Here is a 19,342-nt window from a genome sequence, read left to right on the forward strand (position 1 = left end):
CATTATTACGTATATGAAATAATACAGCGGTTGATATTTACGTTATCAACCACTGTCATTTGCTTAACTCATCAATGACGTTAAGCCACTATTTCTCTGAGTTTTAATCATTACCCCTCGTGCCACCACTTTTTCTGTAGCAAATAAATCGAGCTTTTTCTTTGCTCGAGTCACACCTGTATAAATTAACTCACGCGTTAAGATTGGGCTAAACTCTGCGGGTAGCGCCAATACTGTATGTTCAAATTCAGAGCCTTGAGATTTATGGATCGTCATGGCATAAACGGTTTCATGCTCAGGTAACTGGCTTGGTAATACACCACGAATCGAACCATCTGGCATCTCAAAATAAACACGTAAACGCTGATCAACAGGATCTGGCATAGCAATACCAATATCGCCATTATACAAACCAACACCATAATCATTTTGCGTTACCATAACAGGGCGACCCGAATACCAAATTTCATCACCATGAGGGATTAAATCAGACTTTTTCAACGCTTTTTCAATACGTTGATTTAATCCAACCACACCAAAATCCCCTTCTCGCATTGCACACAATAATTGAATTTGGTTAAAGGCTTTTAATGCAACTTCTGCTTTATCACCTGCGTGAATATGACCTAAATAACTGCGGTAACCATTCACCATCATGGTGATCATTGCGTTGTAGCTATCATTACTTAAATCATGAAAACGAATATCTGAGAACCCTTTAGCCCATACTGCTTCTACTTTAAATTTACTGCCTTCATTAATAGCTTTGGCAAGTTGCCCAATACCTGAACGCGCATCAAAACGGTAACTCTTTTGCAGCATACATAAGCTATCTGCAACGGTATTATTATGTGATTGTGCCGGTAGATTAAAGCCAGTTAGTTGAGATAATTGCTGCGCTTGATTCTGGCTGTAACCCATTTTGGTAAACTGACAAATATCACCTAACACCGCTCCCGCTTCAACCGAAGCTAGTTGATCTTTATCGCCCAATAAAATAACACGTGCGTGTTCAGGTACCGCATCGAGCAATCGAGCCATCATAGGCAAATCGACCATAGACGCTTCATCCACCACCAATACATCAAGATGTAACGGATTGGATTTGTTATGACGAAAATCCACTTGATTGGGAATATAGCCAAGCAGTCGATGCAGTGTACTCGCATCAGTCGGGATCGCTTCTTTCACTTCTGGTGCTAAACCAATGGATTGTACCGCCTGACCAATGGACTCAGTCAAACGCGCTGCGGCTTTACCGGTTGGCGCAACCAGTTTAATCGCTATGTTTTTATTATCCTGCTGAGCTTGCGTAACTAAGGAGGCCAAAAGCTTGGTTACTGTGGTTGTTTTACCCGTACCTGGACCACCAGAAATAACAGAAAATCGACGAGTTAACGCCACAGCTGCTGCTACTTTTTGCCAATTAACACAGTGGCTATTTGGAATTAATTGATCTAACGTTTCGAGTTCTGAAGATTTGGTCGCGACTAATAACACCGCATCAATCGCCTGCCAATCAAGATCATCTGATTGAACAACATCAAGCATATCGCACACTAATTGTTGGCGAGAAACTTGATTGTTATTCTCTAATTTTTTTAATGCTGAAAATAAAAAATGATACTGACGAGCAAACAACTCATCCAATGTATTCGATAACTGAAGGTTTACCGCCACACTTTGCGCCGCTTTAGTAATACGGTTAGACACACGTTGCTCAAATGCCCAGTAGCGTTGTAAATACAAGCGAGTACCATCAAAAGCTAAAGGCTTGGCTTCTGTACCATTTGATACTGTAGAAGCAGTGGTTAACTCCGAAATCCAGAGGCTTTTTTCTGGAACTAATTCTAATAACGCATCACGATACTTTGCTGGGAGAGTAAAAAGATCGCCCTGTTCTATCTGTTCAAAATCAATACAGACGTGACCTTTTCCTAACTCATGACTTGTAATCGCAGACAACAGCATGATGAGATTTTTATCGCTATTTTTTTCTTGTTGAGCGATAAATTTAGCAAATTGAAGATCCAATGGGCGAAGTACGCCATGATCCATTAAGTGTTGTAATTGCTTAAGCATCGACTGTTTCTCCATCTACCAATTTCTCTAACTCTTCTAACAAAGCTTTGCTCGGTTTTGAATAAAATACCCCATTAGAATTTGCATCATGTCCTTCATGTGTATCTTCAACACCACGCAAGAAAATATAATACGCACCACCAAAGTGGGTATCGTAATCATAATCAGAAATACGGCTTTTTAAGAATCGATGAAGCGCTAAAGCATATAACTGGTATTGGAAGTCATAACGATGATCTCGCATTGCCTCAACTAAGGCTTCTCCACCGTAACACTCAGGGGCATCTCCCAAATGATTAGATTTCCAATCGAGAACGTAATATTTACCTTCATGTTCAAACACTAAATCGATAAAGCCTTTGAGCATGCCACTAACGGTAGAGAAACCCAATTCCCCCGCTCTCGCAGACACTTCATCATGCTTCGCTATGGTTTTATTTACTAAACTTGAGTTCAGTAATTTAATAGGAAGTAAAAACTCCATTTCGACTAAACGTTGAGTTGGACCTTTGCTTGCTAAACGTAAGTTCTCACCATCGAGTGGACAATCTAACACTCGTTGCATCATGTTTTGAACGACTTCTAACCATTCTGCATCGTAATTTTCTTTCTCTAGTAGCTTAATGATGATTTGCGTATTTTCTTCACTGTTAATTGGTTGAGTAAATTCAACCTCTTCAAACAATGAGTGTAAAAACGTACCCGCTCTCGCTCCACGAGGGAAAGTAAATATGGTGCGTTCAGGCTCTAAATCCAACTCTTTATCGTCTTTATCTTCTGCTGAATCGATATCTAAATTAATGAGCTCTAATGAAGCATCATTATGGTGATTGCCTTGCTTTACCAATCCAGAATAACTGGTCATCCACCAATTACTTTTCACAGGCTCAATTAATTTATTAGCATGCAGCTCAATGTGATCATCTTGAACCTCTTGATACAACTCATCGGTGATGGTTTGAGGTGATTGGATCACCATAGGCGAATTGCCTGCAATCAACTTTTCAAGACACGCTTGTAGTTCTTCAACATTACATTCATCGGCTTGCTGGATTAGATAACCTAAACCCGATAGATGCACACCCGTTGGTGGCTTTTTCGAGATGCCTTTGGTGATAGGCGCGATGCCGATATAACAAGCATAAACCGCACGAGTTAGTGCTACATAAATCAAACGTAAATCTTCAGCTAAACGCTCTTTCTCTGCCTTCTCGACAGAATCGTCTTCTTTTAATAAATCCAATACCGAGTAACGGTTGGCTTCATCATAAAAACTGACTTCACCTTTTTTGTCTATCGCACGATATGAGCAAATAAAAGGCAAAAAGACTAAGTCATATTCCAATCCTTTCGATTTATGGATCGTGACAATTTGCACCAAGTTACGCTCTGATTCTAAACGTACCGTCTGCTCTTCTGAATCACCATTAGGTTCTGAAATAGACTCAGACAACCAACGTAATAAACCATAATCACTGTCTAAAGTTTGACTGGTTTGTTGCAGTAATTCGCCAATATGCAATAAATCAGTCAGTTGACGCTCACCGCCATTTTCAGCTAATAAACGCTCTGAAATACCTTGTTGGGTAATGATTTGATGCAACATCGGCATGATACCGCGCTGTAACCAATGCTTACGATAGGCGCGAAACTCATTAACTGCTTGCTCCCACTGCATTTCATCGACATTAAATTGATGCAATTGATCGGCAGTATAAGCAAATAATGACGATGCTAATGCTGAACGCACTGCTCGCGCATCTGTCGGCGTCATGGCCGCTTGCAATAAACGCAATACATCTTTAGCTAATGGAGAAGAAAATACGCTATCACGGTTAGATAAATAGACACTGGCGATACCTTGTTTTGATAAAGCTTCACGAACTAATTTACCTTCTTTACCAGTACGAACTAGAACCGCAATATCACCCGCTTTGATCGCTTGTTTTTTCTCTCCGTTTTGTAAATACGCTGAGCCTTGCTGCGCACCAGTCAAAATAGTTTGAATTTGTGCCGCAGTTGATTCTGCCATAACACGCTGATAACTGGTTTTATTTACCGGATTACCATCTTTACTCTCTTGCAACCAAAAAGTCATCGCGGGCTGAGTTTGATTCTCTAACGCCCATGATTTTTGCTCGGCATTAACAGGGTTATATTTAACCGGATAAAATGGAATATCGTCATCGTACAAAAAAGGCTGTTTGCCATGTTCAAAGATACGGTTCACTGACGACACCATATCTGCAGTTGAGCGCCAGTTAGTATCCAAGGTGTAATGATCTGCAACTTGGCGGCGCGCTTGAATATAGGTAAAAATATCCGCACCACGGAAAGCATAAATCGCTTGTTTTGGATCACCAATCATGAATAAACCACACTGTGGCTGATCTTGGTAAAGCGTACTAAAAATCGAATATTGCAGCGGATCGGTATCTTGGAATTCATCGATCAAAGCGACTGGATATTGCGCGCGGATTTTTTCTAGCAATAAGGCGTTATCTTGATTTTCTGTCGCTTGAGATAATTGAGTAAGCAAATCATCAAACGATAACCAATTTTTTTGCTCTTTGGCTTGCTGTAAAGTTTTACGACATTGATGAATCGCCAATGATAGTAGTGGCTGTTTGATCTCTAATGGCTGAGCCAGAAAGTCATCAATGAGTTTAAATACCGAGTGTTCTGGGGCTTCGCCCTTTTTGGTTTTTTCAATTAATAATTCTTGAGAAAACTTTTCTAGCTTATCGTGTACTTGCAATGAGGTGGTTGGATTATTGGCCCACGATGACACTTGCTCTAACCAATTAGGTAAATTCTTTTTGGTGTAGCTGCGTTTATCTACACCCGAACCTGAGATCAAGGCTTCAAAATCTGCACAATGTGCTGACCACTGTTTTTTTAATTCATCAATACGAGCAATGCCTTGCTGGCAAAATTCTTCTAATGAACTCTCTAACGGCTCTACGGTTAAATGCTTTGGGACACCGGTAAGACTATTGCCCATATCACCCAATAAAGCAGATGGACTTGACCAACAACCATAAACACTTTCAGCCACCATTTTTGGCAGATGATAAAAACTGCGACGCCAAAAATCTGCAGCCACTTGATGCATTAATTTGGCTTGGTCAGTAACAAATTCACTCTCAAACTGCGCACCCGATTCAAAGGCATTTTGAGTTAGCATACGTTGACAAAAACCATGAATGGTGAAGATAGAGGCTTCATCCATGCTGCGTTCGGCATTCAAAAGGATCTGCGCAGCTGATTTATGGTCACCAATAGAAGCCAACAGTGGATCAATAACCGGATCACCGCTCTTATAATCATTATTATGAACAGCACGAGCAAACGCTAAACGAGCATCATGTATTTTTGCTCGGATACGCTCTCTCAACTCAGCCGTTGCCGCTTCTGTAAAAGTTACTACCAATATTCTATCTACGGTTAATTCTTCACTATGACGGCTATTTTCCTCGCCATGTCCCAGCAATAAACGTAAATACAAGCTGGCAATGGTAAATGTTTTACCAGTACCGGCTGAAGCTTCAATTAAACGTGTCCCATGCAAAGGAAACGTCATTGCATTCAATTGATTTGGAGCTGCGATTGTCGTCATCGAACATCACCGTTTTAAACATCAACATCCTGTTTTTACAAGATATCTGTGTGATCCATATCGTAATTCATTGGGAACAACGATAATAAAATTAATAAAGCTATCAATGTGAGATCTTTCTCACGGTTCACTTTTTATGCTTTGTTACACTCAGCGCCACTTACAAAGAGCTCATTAAATGTGCATTTGTAATCAGGATTCGGTCAACCTCTGACCTGTGGCCGTACAGCGAACGCCCTACACTAAAAATGATTTACTGGCGGCCACCCTACTTTCTACTGATGACCCACCGTTACCCTTTATAACTTTTCTTTCTCGCTATGCAACAATGCATTGCGTAATACCTTTTGAGCATTATCAAAAATAGCCTGACCAAAATCATCATTCCATTCTGGCCACATACGCATGACATAATCATTGCTACTTTCACCAGCAAAAAGCCGCCCACCATAAGACGTTCCATTGTATTCATCTGCCATTTTTTTCAGGGCTTTTTGATGCGTTTCTTCGTCATCACTCCACACACCTTTTTTATCAAAATGCGCTTCGAGCCCTGCTAATGCCGCTTTTGGTAAATAAGGCAATGGTGCACAGTTACCCGAAATATAAAGGCTTAATATAGTCTCTAATTCTTGGTACGCTTTTTCTTTCTCAATAGCTTCAAAATGATAAATCGCATCTGTACCAAATAGGTGAGTAAATTGCTGCTGGCCCATAGCACACAGACACAGGTGATCAATCCAAGTTGCTAAAACTTCATGTGAACGAATTTTACCGCCACGATAACGCAGCATTCCTGCCTGATAACGCTGTTTTAACCAACCTTGCAGTTCCATTTCACCATGAGGGAAACTAAAGCGTAAACGCACTTCTTGATCGTCTAATGGTGAGCTCGTTAATGGTTGAATATGAGTAACCAAATCTTTAACGGTGTTCACTTCTTTGTCGGCGGCTATCTCGCCAAAGCTACCAATCGGTAATTTACCTTGGGCTTTTTGCTGCTGATAAAAATCACGAGAGAGTTGAGATATATGGTTAGGATCATCATAGGCCAATAAGTCCTCCAGTAGATCCGATTTCATACCATAGCCAGTACGACCATCGATGGTAAATGGCTCATCATCTTCAACTCGACTCTCTACCGTTTCAAAAAAGACTTTTAAGCCACGATTAAAGAAATAAGCGACAGGTAAACGCCAAAAACGTTGCAGTTCAGTAAGCTCTAGCTCTTTTGTTTCTGGTGCATATACTAATGGCGCAGTCTGAAATTCAGGTGCCGCGGCTCCTTCTAATTTAGCTGTGGGTAACCACTCGCTTGCATAGCTTGTGTTATCACCAATAAAACTGTGTTGGCTATAAGGAACCAGAGGGTGTTCTATGGTTAATTGCTTAACCAAGCGTTTTGCGGATGCTTCAGGATTTAACTCATTATCTCCCTCTAGGCAATAACCTTGCTGGCAATATTCAAGTAACTCACTGACTAATACTGACGGTGCTTTTTCTGTGTTATCGCGAATTGAACGCCCAATATAACTTAAATAAAACGCTTTATTTGCCGATTGCAGCGCTTCTAAGAACAGATATCTATCATCATCTCGACGTGAACGGTCACCCGGTTTCATGCGTTTTTGCATTAAATCGAAACCTTCAACAGGCATGGTTCGCGGGTAAGACCCATCCGTCATCCCAAGCAAACACACCACATCAAATGGAATAGAACGCATTGGCATTAAGGTACAAAAGTTAACTTGTCCGGCTAAGAATCGTTGACTCGCTTTACCGCCAGATAAATTATTTTTTAGGTAATTATTAATAATTGGCGCTGAGATTGGCGCATCAAAACCCGCATCTTCTAGATTTTCTTCCAGTTTTTGCAGTTGATCACGAATGCTTTTAACGACCAATTCACCTTCTAATTCAACATCTAAAAAATCATCCATTAATTGATTGATGGTGGTTCGCCATGTCGTAATGGTATGCGGTTGGCCTAGGATGATCTGATAAGTCAAAAGCTGATCAATAAACTGCGCTAAGTTACCGGCAATTTCCGCATTCATGCCCTGCACTTGTTCGTAACTCGCCATGCCTTCGAATAGCCCAGCACCTTGCTCCATCGCATAACCAAGCAACATGCGTTGAATACCAAATAACCAAGAGTTTTGATTGTGTTCAGGAAGATCAAACTGTGCAGATGTGCTGTTATCTAATCCCCAGCGAATACCGGTTTCTTCAGCCCAGCGTTTCACAATGTCAAATTGCTCGGCATTGAATTTAAAACGAGACATTACCGCAGGCACTTCCAATAATGTGAGCAATTCAGAAAGACCACAACGGTTTTCAGGCAGCGCCATCAAGCTCATAAAAGCCAATAACACTGGGTTTTCTTGCTCAGCACTTTGGTCTGAAATCGCAAAAGGAATATAACGATCAAAAGCCGCATTACCGAAGACCGCTTGAATCGCCGCACTGTAAACATTGATGTCTGCTACCATCACGATAATATCGCGCGGCTTTAAGTCTGGGTCATTAGCAAACATAGCCAATAACTGATCATGTAAAACCTCAACCTCTCGCATTGGACTATGGCACGAATGCAAAAGAATCGAACGATCATCAGAACTGATTGGCTGTTTATGCTGACTGTTATCAAGCACATCATCACGACTGCGCTCTTCAAGATTTAAAATATCCGATTGAATAGAGTGCAAAAGATTGTCGTTACCAACATCAACAAAGGCATCAATCTCTTGTGCTTCCATCTCAGAGAGTAAGCACAAATTATCTCGGCCTAATTTCCCCCATGAGGCAAGCAAGGAATTCCCCACTTCAGAAGTATGTAATTCATCTTCAAAATTAGCCTCAATAGAACCTTTTAGCTGTTCTGTATCACCAATATGCTCACTATGATCATCTAGCCATTTAACTTGCAGGCGATTACGGGCTTCTAAACGAGCAAGGTATTTTCTGTCTCGAATTTCTCCCCAGTAATAACGGCAAGGATTGGTAAACATTAAATGCACATCAATATGCTGACCTAACGCCGCAAGCGCATCTAAATAACGAGGAGGAAGTGAAGTAATGCCCACCACAAACAAACGCTTAGGCATCCCTTTTGGCAAGGTGCCCGTTTGCAAATAGTTATCTAGCGTTTCAATAAAGTGTTCAAACATATTGGCACGATGATAAGGCGAATGACCAAGCGCTAAGGTTTGATCATATAACGCTCGCCATAAAATAGGTTGCCAAGGGTGTTCACCTTCGAGATCTACGACCTCTTCACCCGCTTCCCACTTTTGGATCCACTCTGGGCGAAATACTAAATATTGGTCAAAGATATCGGCAATTTTTGCAGCTAATTGGTAGCACTTAAGTTGGCTTTCATCATTTTCTAAATAGCGCTGTAGAGGTGCAAATTCATCTTGTTTTAATAACTCAGGTAATAATGTCACTATCTTCCAAGTCATCGCTTCTTTATGGAAAGCACTGCGCTTTGGCACATCATCAAGAACCTGAGTAAACAGATCCCAAATAAAAGTAGCAGGAAGAGGAAAAGTAAGGTTAGCGGCAATACCTAACTCTTTTGCGAGTTCGATTTTAAGCCATTGTGACATGCCCGGACTTTGAACGAGGATTTGCTCATGCTCAAATGGGTTATCTAGAGGGTTAAGACGAATTAATTCAACGACAAGTGATTTAAGAACATCAAGTTGATTTGAATGATAAACAGTAAACACACCCAGCTCGCTTATAAAGAAATGAAAGTCTCTATAGCTTAACGTAACTGGATGTGTTTTAAGAGAAAAAAAGCGTATTAATTAGTGTGCATGTTTAGGACTTACTAAACGATTTGCCATACGAGTAATTGGACGATAATGCGCTAAATAATGTGCAGCGACATAACTCACGACACAAGTAGCAACCACTAACTCAACTACCGCCAATGTTCTTACTTGATATACATAATTAGTAGCAACACCTTGAGATAGCATCCAGTTCGCGGTTTTAAATAATGCCGTTGCACCAATCACCATAGGGAAGGTAAATGCAGCATAACCTGGGCTAAATGGTAATCTCATTAATTTAAAGAAAGCCATGTAAATTACGCTTGTCATTAACACAGCAATACCAAATAGAAGTGCAATAATCACAGGTGATGGTGAAGCTGTCACCGTTAAATAACCTGCTAACGATAAACTTGCTGGTGCCGCCATGATTGCGATGGTTGGTTTTGCTGCATCCGGTACTTCATGACTAAAAATCAAACGATAAATCATAATTGGTAGCATGATTGCATAGATAACCAAACCAAACATAAGAACCCAATGTGCGACAGGTGCTAATGCTTGATTACCTGAAAAAGAAACATCAGCAACCACTAAACCTACTGGTGGAACAAACCAACTAGGCACCATATGATGCAATTCAAAATCTTTTGCTCGATGATAAATAAAAGAGACTAAGAAAATAATATGAAGTGCGATTGCAGCAAGCCATAACGCATCCCCAGCCGCTGGATAAAAATGACCAATGCTACTAGATACCACCATTGTGCCCATAGCAAAAGTTGGAGCAACACTACCTACAACAGGATGAGCAAGTTCGCTCCATAATACCGTTGGGTGTAATAAAAATTTAATCGCTAATACCAGTAATAATACTGAAGCGATTGCTGCTGAGATCCATTGCGCATAGCCATTGAGCGGCAATGCATTTTCCCAGCACCAACCTAGACTTGCAATCCCAAGAGCTAACCCTGCCATTGGCGTTGGAGCACCTGCTACTTTTTGTTTTGTGTAATTAAGCATGACATTGTTCTCTTTACTATTTAACGATGAAGCTATTTTACTTCTTGCTAAGCATTAATAAAATTTGAATAAACTTAAGGTTACGTTAATATTAACTAAACGACTTAAGGTTTATTTATTAGGACTTCCTGTCATGAGAATTTCACTAAAACAGCTCAATGTATTTACCGCTATTGCTCAAGAAAAAACAATGACTAAAGCAGCAGAGCGACTTTTTATCACCAAGCCTGCTGTGAGCCTTTCGCTTTCTGAGCTTGAAAAAAACCTTGGTTACAAAGTTTTTGATCGTGTAAATAATCGATTAGTGTTAAATAGTGAAGGCCGCCAACTTCTTCCTTTAGCAGACGAATTACTAGAACGAGCAGAGGCTATCGAGCACCAATTTACGGCAGATAGTCAGTTGACGGGTTCATTAAACATTGGCGCTAGTGACACCATTGGTAATCACATTGCGCCGGTATTACTCAGTCAATTTCAGCAGCAACACCCTTGCGATATTCAGCAACTGTTTATTTCAAATACTGCACAAATTATTAATCGACTGCTAGAGTTTCAGCTTGATATCGGTTTGGTAGAGGGTAAAGCGCATCATCCCAAACTAAATATGATTGAGTGGCAATCTGACGATATGTATATAGTGTGCGCCCCTTCTCATCCTTTGGCAACTAAGAATAAAGTGACTTTGAACGATTTAGAGCATTCAACTTGGTTACTACGAGAAGAAGGTTCAGGTAGCCGTGAATATTTTATTAATCATATCGCCGCTAATTTAAATGATTGGCATGAATCATTACAACTTCATACAACTGAGGCTATCATTAATTGTTGTTCTGAAAACATGGGATTAGCATGTATTTCTCAACTCGCAGCACAAAATGCCATTAATGATGGACGCCTAGTTAAAATTTCTTATGAAAAACGATTAACTCGCCAATACTGGTTACTACTTCATAAAGAAAAATATCAAACACCCTTATTACAACAATTCCTCGCTTATTGTGAGGAAAGTTAACTCTATCTAACTTTCGTTTCTCTAAGTGGACACATAAGCCTGCTTACTGTATAAAACACCAGTTAATTAAATAGGAGAGACGACCATGGCTGTTATCGTCAAATATGTAGTTGAGCGCAACGGAGAAGAGAAGATGACTTTTACCTCTAAATCGGAAGCCGATGCTTATGACAAGATGCTTGATATCGCAGATGAACTTTTTACTTTTCTTGGTGAAAGTGAATTGATTGAAGATGAAGCGAAGCAAGAAGAGATGTCTTTATACCTAGCAAAACATAAAGAAGATCTGTTAGTTGCTCTTGGTGCTAAACGTAAACCAGCACCTAAAAAAGCAAAGATTGAAGCAGTAAAAGACGAAGAGTCTGACGCGGCTTAATTCTACAAAAAACACATTTTAAAATATAAATAGCAGCTTAATGAGCTGCTATTTTATTTTCAACTCCCTAACGATTAATCCCCTTTTCTTACACTTTTTCTCCCTGCATCGTAAATATTTCTTACTTTCGCCCTTCTATATCACAGCAACTCTCTTTATGATGTGAAGTAAGATTTATTTTTAAATACTCATAATTATATGGAAATGGAGAATCATTACATGGCTCATTTTGCTCTTGCCTTTGGTACCGCAACAAAAAACCGCGACAATAAAATCATTGAAGCATTTTTCCCACACCCAGTATTAAACCCTTCTGAAGCACTAGTTAACTCTATTGCTCAAGCAAGTGGTTATGCTGAAGGCAACCAAGCTATCGAAATTTCTTCTGAAGTTTGTACTGAACTTGCTAATGCATTTGCCGCAAACGGCGATATTGCAAACGCAGCATTTGCAGAAAAAGCAGTTCAATCTAAACAACCTCTTGTTCTTGTTGTGCTAGCGACTGATGAGCAACCTCAATCAGTTGCTGAAGGTTTCTTAAAACTTCAACTTATCTCTAACCGTTTAGTTAAACCACACGGTACTGTACTTGATGGTATCTTTGGTCTTCTACATAACATCGCATGGACTAACCAAGGTCCAATCGATTTACCTGAACTTGCTGATCGTCAAATCGAAGCTCGCCTAGCTGGTGAAACACTAACTGTAGATTGCGTTGATAAATTCCCTAAAATGGTGGATTACGTGGTTCCTACTGGTGTTCGTATTGCTGATACTTCACGTGTTCGCCTAGGTGCTCATGTAGGTGAAGGCACAACAGTTATGCACGAAGGTTTCATCAACTTTAACGCTGGTACTACGGGTGTTAGCATGGTTGAAGGCCGTATTTCTGCGGGTGTTGTTGTTGGCAATGGTTCAGATATCGGCGGTGGTGCTTCTATCATGGGTACACTTTCTGGTGGCGGTAAGATGGTTATCTCTATTGGTGAGAACTGTCTACTTGGTGCTAATGCCGGTCTTGGTTTCCCAATGGGTGATCGTTGTACGATTGAATCAGGCCTATATGTTACTGCTGGCACAAAAGTAAGCATGCTAGATAATCAAGGCAAAGAAGTTGAAATTGCGAAAGCTCGTGATCTTGCTGGTAAAACAGACCTTCTATTCCGTCGCAACTCTATCACTGGTCAAATCGAATGTTTAACGAATAAATCTGCGGTTGAACTAAATAGCGAATTGCACAGCAATAACTAATTTTTAGTCTAATGGCCTGAGTATATTCATGCTCTATTCATAAAGACCAAGATAGTATTATGGCCAGTAACTAAATAGTTGCTGGCCATTTTTTATTTATATAGGAAACTCAATGAGACTATTACTTGCTTTATTACTGCCTTGGTTACAGTTTTTCACGATAGGTCGTCCATTTAGCGGCATCATTTGTCTTATCTTACAAATAACTTTAATCGGTTGGATCCCTGCTGCTATTTGGTCGGTTTATGCGCTAAGCCAATATAAAACCGATGAAAAAATTAAAGACGCTTTTGGGCGATAACAATTAAATCCCAAAAGCACAGAATTTAAGTCCTATAAGTAATCACGCTTTTTTCAATGGTTTGAATAAGTAATTCTTTGAGCCATTGATAGCGTTTGTTTTCTTTATTTCTTGTTTGCCAAATCAATTGAATATCAAACTCCCCCACATTAATTGGAGGCTCTGAATGCACTAATTTTTCAGAGAAAAGAGCTAATTGAGCCATCAACTCAGGCACCACACAAATTAAATCTCTTTTTTTCATTAAATGTCTGATGGTTAAAAAATGTTTAGATGCCACGCTAACAGCACGATTCACGCCTAACGCTTTTAACTCTTTATCTACCCCTGTTTTTAATGCTCCATCAGGGCTGACTAATGCGTGAGGCAAAGAAATATAATCATCAAGACTGATTGGCGTGCTAAACGGGTGCCGCTGTCCATCCCACATACATACGTGTTTTTCTGTGTATAACGTTTGATATTGAAATTCTTTCAACTCAGGTTTCATACTTCCGATAACCAGATCTAATGGTTCTGAATCAAAACGATCTTGATAGTTAGCTTTATCTACCGTAGTAAAACAAAGTTGTGCATTTGGTGCTAATCGATGAATGGCATCAAAAATATCAGCGGCAAAAAGAAGCTCTGCGTAATCCGTCATACCTATTTTAAAAGTGCCGGAAAACTCACTCGCTTCAAACGTATCCACCTTTAAAATATCACCAGAGATCGTTTGTAATACTTTATTAACTAAAGGATATAATTGAATCGCTTTTGCTGTAGGGATCATTTGATGCCCTTGCCTTTCGAACAAAGGATCATTTAATAGTTCACGTAAACGAGCAAGGCTATGACTCATCGCTGATTGACCCACAAACAATTTATTTGCAGCTAGTGAAACGCTTTTGGTTTCCATTAAAGTACTAAAAGCGACTAATAAATTTAAGTCCACCGCCTTCCAATTAATTTCATTCATAGTTAATAGCAATATAATCGATTTGAATAATTTTATAGTAACTCGTAATCTTGAACTCATCAAAATTGAATATCCAAAATTGGATCACACATCAAAAGCTGAGTAGATTATGTTTGAAATATTTAAACGATTTTTTTTATTAGGTTGGGTAAGCTTTGGTGGGCCAGCTGCTCACATTGGTTATTTTCGAAATGAATTTGTTCAAAAGCGTGGATGGATTAGTGAAGAAGAATACGCTCAATTAATCGCATTAAGTCAATTTTTACCAGGTCCGGGCTCAAGCCAAGTAGGTTTCGCGTTAGGCTATCACCGCAAAGGTCTTTTAGGTGCTTTATTAGCTTCAATTAGCTTTACATTACCGTCTATTCTTATCATGGTATTACTTGCGAATATCAGTCACTCATTTTTTGGTAATGCTGTTTTTGAAGGCGTTATTCATGGCTTAAAACTACTCGCTGTCGTCGTCGTAGCTGATGCTATTATGGGGATGTATAAAAGCTTCTGTAAAGATAAACTCACGATCCTACTTTGTATAATGACAGCAACATTATTACTTGTTGCGCCATCCATCACCACTCAATTAATCGCGTTATTGATTGCAGCACTGATTGGACGCTTTTACCTAAAATCAGATGATAAAGAGCAAATTGAACAAGACTCAAAAGGCATCAATTGGCTCCCTCTCATTATTTTTGCTTTATGCTTTTTTGTATTACCAGCAGTTATCAGCCATTCACCACTACTTGGTTTATTTTCAGATTTTTTCCAAGCCGGTAGTTTAGTATTTGGTGGCGGTCATGTTGTACTACCATTACTACAAAATATTGTTGGCGACCAAGTCAGTACTGACAGCTTTTTAACTGGTTACGCTGCAGCTCAGGCTGTTCCTGGCCCTATGTTTACCTTTGCTACTTTCTTAGGTTACGAGCTATGGAGTGAGCAACCAGTTATTGGTGCTTTAGTAGCAACTGTTGCTATTTTCTTACCTGGCTTCTTATTGGTTCTTGGGGTATTTAACCACTGGCAAGTGCTTGCTAAAAAACCAGCTCTTTCTGGGGCAATTGTTGGGATTAATGCTGCCGTAGTAGGTTTACTGATCTCTGCTTTATATGATCCTGTCTTTACCAGTGCTGTAAATTCTGGTTTAGATATGGCTTTAGTTATCATTGGTTTTGCATTGTTAAAGGTATTGAAACTTCCTATTATTGGATTGGTTAGCTTCTTTATTGCTGCTGGTGCTCTACTGCCTTTTGTTGGGTGATTAATGAATAAAAAGGTGGGTTATTATAAATACTCACCTTTATTTACCAACATTCATTAGGGCTTGCCACATTAAACTGATTAAGCGTAATTTCATTATAGGTATTGCTGGCACAGGTATCATTTCGTTGTTCATTTTTTGGTACAGCTTTAATTGTGTAGGTCGTAGCGGTCAAATCCTCGAAACTTAACGTATACTTATCTAATTGCGTACTACAAAAAGAACACGTTCCCCCGCTGACTATTGATGATGCAATACTAGAATAACTATTTATATACTTCTCCTCGATTTCTAATTGAATCTTTGCGATGTCCGCCAATACTGCAATTCTATTCGTTTTTAAAATATGATGTGTATATGTAGGATAAGCAATGGCAGACAAAATACCTATAACTGCAATTACAACCATTAATTCGACCAATGTCATACCTCTTGTATGATTACGTTTATAATTACATTTATTTATTAGAATCATTTCCATTTATCCTCTATATAGCATCTTTATATTTTTAATACTTGATATAATTTTCGCAAGCATTATTGCTGCTCTATCAATAAGTTACAAAGGAAATTGAGAGATGAATCGCGGGTTTACCTTACTAGAGCTTTTAATTACGGTTTCCGTTTTAGCAATCCTATTATCTGTTTCAGCCCCAAACTTCAATACCATAAATAATAGTGTCAAAATGGAACGTTTAGCAACAGAACTCAATGGGTTTTTAATTCAAGCTAAATCAGAAGCTGTACTAAAAAATAAAGATTTATGGGTTCATATTTCATTTCCTAAAACAGAAGAAAGTAAGGCTGGTTCATGGAATTTAACATTAAGAGATTCATCAGCTCTTTCTGGAAATATGATTGCTTATTTAGATGGTAGTAACTTCAAAGGCATAACCTTAAAACATACATATACACATCAAAAAACAAAATTTGAAGGAATACGAGGACGACCAGCTCCAGGTTCATTTAGCTTCCATCCAAATGCTGACACAACAAAAGAATTAAAGGTTCTTCTGTCTAATCCACCAGGCAGAATTAAAATATGCTACGACAATATAAGTGGAACTCTTTATGGCTATAACTCCTGTTCATAAATATAAACAGCAAGGCGCCTCTCTGATTGAACTTCTTATTGCCTCCTTTATCGGAGTTATTGCTATCAGCCTTGTCGGCTCTATTTTTATTAATGGTCAACGTGTAGCAAAAGAACGGGGGCTAGAACTCCTACTAATACAAAATTTAACTAGCACGATGCAAATAATAAAAGAAGATATCCAAAGAGCTGGCTACGATGGTTCTGATGGACAATCGATTAAATTATCGGGAGCCGTAAATGTTATAGAGATAACCTCAGACAGTGTTGGTTTTGCATATCATCGAAAAATGTCTGGCGCACAAAAAACATATCAAAACATCGTATATAAGTACTCTCCAGTAGATAAGAAATTAAAAATTTGCGAAGAAAAAACGCTTATAAATAATCGAAAAGAAGTATCTGAAATTGGTGATTGCAATTCACTTTTTGACTCAAGAAATATACATGTAACTGCTTTTTCAATAGTTAGCACCCCACTAGTCACGAGCGCTGCTATGTCATCCATTATAGATATTCGACTTGATGCAAATTTAGTGAATATACCAACAATGACAAAAAGTTTGAGTTTCAGTGCAAAACAAAGGAATTGGCAATAATGAAGATAAATAGTGAAAAAGGTGCCGTTGTTCTAATAATGACTTCACTGCTTATCCTAGCTGCTTTAATTTTATCTTTAGGCACTTATAAAAGTACTTTTTATCAAATCAAAAGATCGCAAAATGAAGTTTTAGCAAAACAAGGTCACTGGAAAGCTGAGGGAGCTATCGAATGCTTATTTACTTTTATTAGTGAGACTAAAACTGAACCATCTCTTCTATCAAAAAATAACAGCTCAACAGAATATGATAATTTAAAATCCGGCTGCGGTATCAACTCTCCGATTGAGAGCCTTTATGCCAAAGCTGTATCTTCAGCAAGCTCAGTGATGACTTATCAACTAACCTATGAGCAACATAATAAAGAGCTAATTAAAAAAAGTATTATACCTAAAATTACTTATGGGGATGGCGCAATACAAGCTAGAGGTAATCTAATAATAGATGGGTCCTTAAATGTCTATCCAGACGTTACAGGTGATAAAATTGATGATAAAGATAAATGTGTTGCGATTAAATATACTGGATACATCGATTATCGATTCTCAGGTTCTGGATTAAAAACGCTAAACCCTGAGGATAATGGCCCATACGATGGATATAAAGGAACATGCCATGCGTCCACAAAATCAAATATTAATATATCATCTAAAACAGATGATCCAACGACCTCCAGTAACTTTCTTTCTGATTATATACAAGAAACTCACTATGACCCATTTGAGGCGTTTTTTCAAAAACCTCGCTCCAAATTAGCAGAAATAAAAAATGAATATACCGTCATTAGTGGTAGCAAAGTAAATTGTGACGATCTAATTGCTAATGCGTTTGCTAGCAGCGATAAAGTATGGGTAATCGGCAATTGTGACCTCGGTGATGGACATTCACTAACATCATTACCAAAAACACCTCGAAATCTTGTGGTTGAAGATGGCGTTCTTGGGATTTTCAGTGCTGTAAATTTTTATGGATCAGTCTATCACCTATATCACCATGCACTAGGTCTAGACTTAACGACCAATTGGGATGGTATGGTTAGTGCCAACACTCTAACAAGCGATGATAAAAAGACAGTTTCTCACTTTCAAGCTGGAGCCTTTGTTCCAACGGGTGGATTAATTCTAGATACTCCAAACTCCTCGACATTACTTAGAGGATCTATCGTATTTAAATATAAAAGGGCAGCCCGTAAAGAAGAATATAATAATTTCATTTGGCAAAAAGGGTCTTGGAATGATCTCTAAACAAAAAGGATTTAGTCTTCTTGAAATCATGATTTCATTTACCATCATTGGTATTGGTGCTTTAGGGTTATTAAAATTACAAACCTTTATCGAACTAAAATCTGAATACGCAACAAGAAGCATTGAGGCTCTCTATAACGCAGAAACTCAATTAGAAAAGTTTCGTAGTCGCTCAACCTCTGGCGCTGGTGGAACTATTACTTATAATTCAATTAATACATCGTCAGACGAAATCACAACCAATGGTGTTACATATACGTTAGCTTGGAATGTGGATAACATAATTTCAGCCTCAGCAAAGCACATCACAATATCTAGCGCTTGGGACACAAGACATGGAAATAAAGAGTTCGTAACCTTAGAAACCATCATATCTAAATACAATGAATTTGATTAATAATTAAACATAAGAGTAATTCGACATTTGAACTCCCAACACGCGCGTTCTTATGGCGGGGGAATCCGCTACTCTTTTCTTAAACTACAAATAGCAAAAAGGCTCATATCTTTCGATATGAGCCTTCTTTAATATGGCAGGGGTGGAGAGATTCGAACTCCCAACACGCGGATTTGGAATCCGCTGCTCTGCCAGTTGGAGCTACACCCCTGTAGTTATTTTAAAGACTTAACTCTGTCTAAATAAGTGGCGGAGTGGACGGGACTCGAACCCGCGACCCCCGGCGTGACAGGCCGGTATTCTAACCAACTGAACTACCACTCCGCAGTGTCTATTCAGCATAA

General features: G+C 39.0%; 15 protein-coding genes and 2 tRNA genes. 9 read left to right on the forward strand and 8 right to left on the reverse strand.

Annotated elements, in window-relative coordinates; translation table 11 throughout:
- Positions 1 to 63 precede the first annotated feature (63 nt).
- From recD to PVK63_RS18935, 4 genes are all read right to left on the reverse strand, one after another.
- A complete protein-coding gene (gene recD, locus PVK63_RS18920; protein ID WP_130088077.1) occupies positions 64 to 2,082 on the reverse strand; it encodes an exodeoxyribonuclease V subunit alpha in 2,019 nt (672 codons plus the stop codon).
- A complete protein-coding gene (gene recB / locus PVK63_RS18925) occupies positions 2,075 to 5,701 on the reverse strand; it encodes an exodeoxyribonuclease V subunit beta (RefSeq protein ID WP_130088078.1) in 3,627 nt (1,208 codons plus the stop codon). Before recB ends, recD begins: the two co-directional genes overlap by 8 nt.
- A 299-nt stretch (positions 5,702 to 6,000) precedes the next feature.
- Positions 6,001 to 9,435, reverse strand: a complete 3,435-nt coding sequence (gene recC / locus PVK63_RS18930; RefSeq protein ID WP_130088079.1) for an exodeoxyribonuclease V subunit gamma — start codon at positions 9,433 to 9,435, stop codon at positions 6,001 to 6,003.
- A gap of 81 nt (positions 9,436 to 9,516) precedes the next feature.
- Positions 9,517 to 10,506 (reverse strand): TDT family transporter, encoded by a 990-nt coding sequence (locus tag PVK63_RS18935; protein WP_130088080.1) that lies wholly within the window; start codon positions 10,504 to 10,506, stop codon positions 9,517 to 9,519.
- Between the two features lie 133 nt (positions 10,507 to 10,639).
- On the opposite strand from PVK63_RS18935, the gene PVK63_RS18940 reads away from it, so the two are divergent.
- The 4 genes from PVK63_RS18940 to PVK63_RS18955 all read left to right on the forward strand — a co-directional run bounded on the left by PVK63_RS18940 (position 10,640) and on the right by PVK63_RS18955 (position 13,446).
- The gene (locus tag PVK63_RS18940) at positions 10,640 to 11,518 is read left to right on the forward strand and encodes a LysR substrate-binding domain-containing protein (RefSeq protein WP_130088081.1); all 879 of its coding nucleotides are present in this window, start codon (positions 10,640 to 10,642) and stop codon (positions 11,516 to 11,518) included.
- Positions 11,519 to 11,603: 85 nt separating this feature from the next.
- Positions 11,604 to 11,894 carry a YebG family protein gene (locus tag PVK63_RS18945; RefSeq protein WP_130088082.1) on the forward strand — a complete coding sequence of 97 codons (291 nt, stop codon included), beginning with the start codon at positions 11,604 to 11,606 and terminating at the stop codon, positions 11,892 to 11,894.
- 219 nt (positions 11,895 to 12,113) lie between these two features.
- A complete protein-coding gene (gene dapD / locus PVK63_RS18950) occupies positions 12,114 to 13,145 on the forward strand; it encodes a 2,3,4,5-tetrahydropyridine-2,6-dicarboxylate N-succinyltransferase (protein WP_130047290.1) in 1,032 nt (343 codons plus the stop codon).
- A 112-nt stretch (positions 13,146 to 13,257) separates the two neighbouring features.
- A complete protein-coding gene (locus PVK63_RS18955; protein ID WP_005417846.1) occupies positions 13,258 to 13,446 on the forward strand; it encodes a YqaE/Pmp3 family membrane protein in 189 nt (62 codons plus the stop codon).
- A 25-nt stretch (positions 13,447 to 13,471) separates the two neighbouring features.
- Here PVK63_RS18955 and PVK63_RS18960 read toward each other — a convergent pair whose 3' ends face one another.
- Positions 13,472 to 14,464, reverse strand: a complete 993-nt coding sequence (locus tag PVK63_RS18960) for a LysR family transcriptional regulator (RefSeq protein WP_130088083.1) — start codon at positions 14,462 to 14,464, stop codon at positions 13,472 to 13,474.
- Between the two features lie 49 nt (positions 14,465 to 14,513).
- On the opposite strand from PVK63_RS18960, the gene chrA reads away from it, so the two are divergent.
- The gene (gene chrA, locus PVK63_RS18965) at positions 14,514 to 15,665 is read left to right on the forward strand and encodes a chromate efflux transporter (protein ID WP_130088084.1); all 1,152 of its coding nucleotides are present in this window, start codon (positions 14,514 to 14,516) and stop codon (positions 15,663 to 15,665) included.
- A gap of 43 nt (positions 15,666 to 15,708) precedes the next feature.
- On the opposite strand, the gene PVK63_RS18970 is transcribed toward chrA, so the two are convergent.
- The gene (locus PVK63_RS18970) at positions 15,709 to 16,146 is read right to left on the reverse strand and encodes a type IV pilin protein (protein ID WP_130088085.1); all 438 of its coding nucleotides are present in this window, start codon (positions 16,144 to 16,146) and stop codon (positions 15,709 to 15,711) included.
- 97 nt (positions 16,147 to 16,243) lie between these two features.
- On the opposite strand from PVK63_RS18970, the gene PVK63_RS18975 reads away from it, so the two are divergent.
- From PVK63_RS18975 to PVK63_RS18990, 4 genes are read left to right on the forward strand one after another with little or no spacing between them, the layout of a single operon-like run.
- Entirely contained in the window at positions 16,244 to 16,759 is a 516-nt protein-coding gene (locus PVK63_RS18975; RefSeq protein WP_130088086.1) for a GspH/FimT family pseudopilin, read from the forward strand.
- Positions 16,737 to 17,357: a PilW family protein gene (locus PVK63_RS18980; protein ID WP_130088087.1), complete on the forward strand. Its 621-nt coding sequence runs from the start codon at positions 16,737 to 16,739 to the stop codon at positions 17,355 to 17,357. The genes PVK63_RS18975 and PVK63_RS18980 overlap by 23 nt, the downstream gene beginning before the upstream one ends.
- Entirely contained in the window at positions 17,357 to 18,601 is a 1,245-nt protein-coding gene (locus PVK63_RS18985; RefSeq protein WP_130088088.1) for a hypothetical protein, read from the forward strand. Before PVK63_RS18980 ends, PVK63_RS18985 begins: the two co-directional genes overlap by 1 nt.
- On the forward strand, positions 18,591 to 18,998 hold the full coding sequence (locus tag PVK63_RS18990) for a type IV pilus modification PilV family protein (RefSeq protein ID WP_130088089.1): 408 nt from the start codon (positions 18,591 to 18,593) through the stop codon (positions 18,996 to 18,998). Before PVK63_RS18985 ends, PVK63_RS18990 begins: the two co-directional genes overlap by 11 nt.
- Positions 18,999 to 19,132: 134 nt before the next feature.
- Here PVK63_RS18990 and PVK63_RS18995 read toward each other — a convergent pair.
- Together PVK63_RS18995 and PVK63_RS19000 are read right to left on the reverse strand one after the other, a co-directional pair.
- Positions 19,133 to 19,209, reverse strand: a tRNA-Trp gene (locus tag PVK63_RS18995).
- 36 nt (positions 19,210 to 19,245) lie between these two features.
- Positions 19,246 to 19,322, reverse strand: a tRNA-Asp gene (locus tag PVK63_RS19000).
- Between the last annotated feature and the right edge of the window lie 20 nt (positions 19,323 to 19,342).

Origin of the sequence: Aliivibrio sp. S2TY2, from assembly GCF_028765525.1 — a bacterium.
GTDB classification, from domain to species: Bacteria; Pseudomonadota; Gammaproteobacteria; order Enterobacterales; family Vibrionaceae; genus Aliivibrio; species Aliivibrio finisterrensis_A.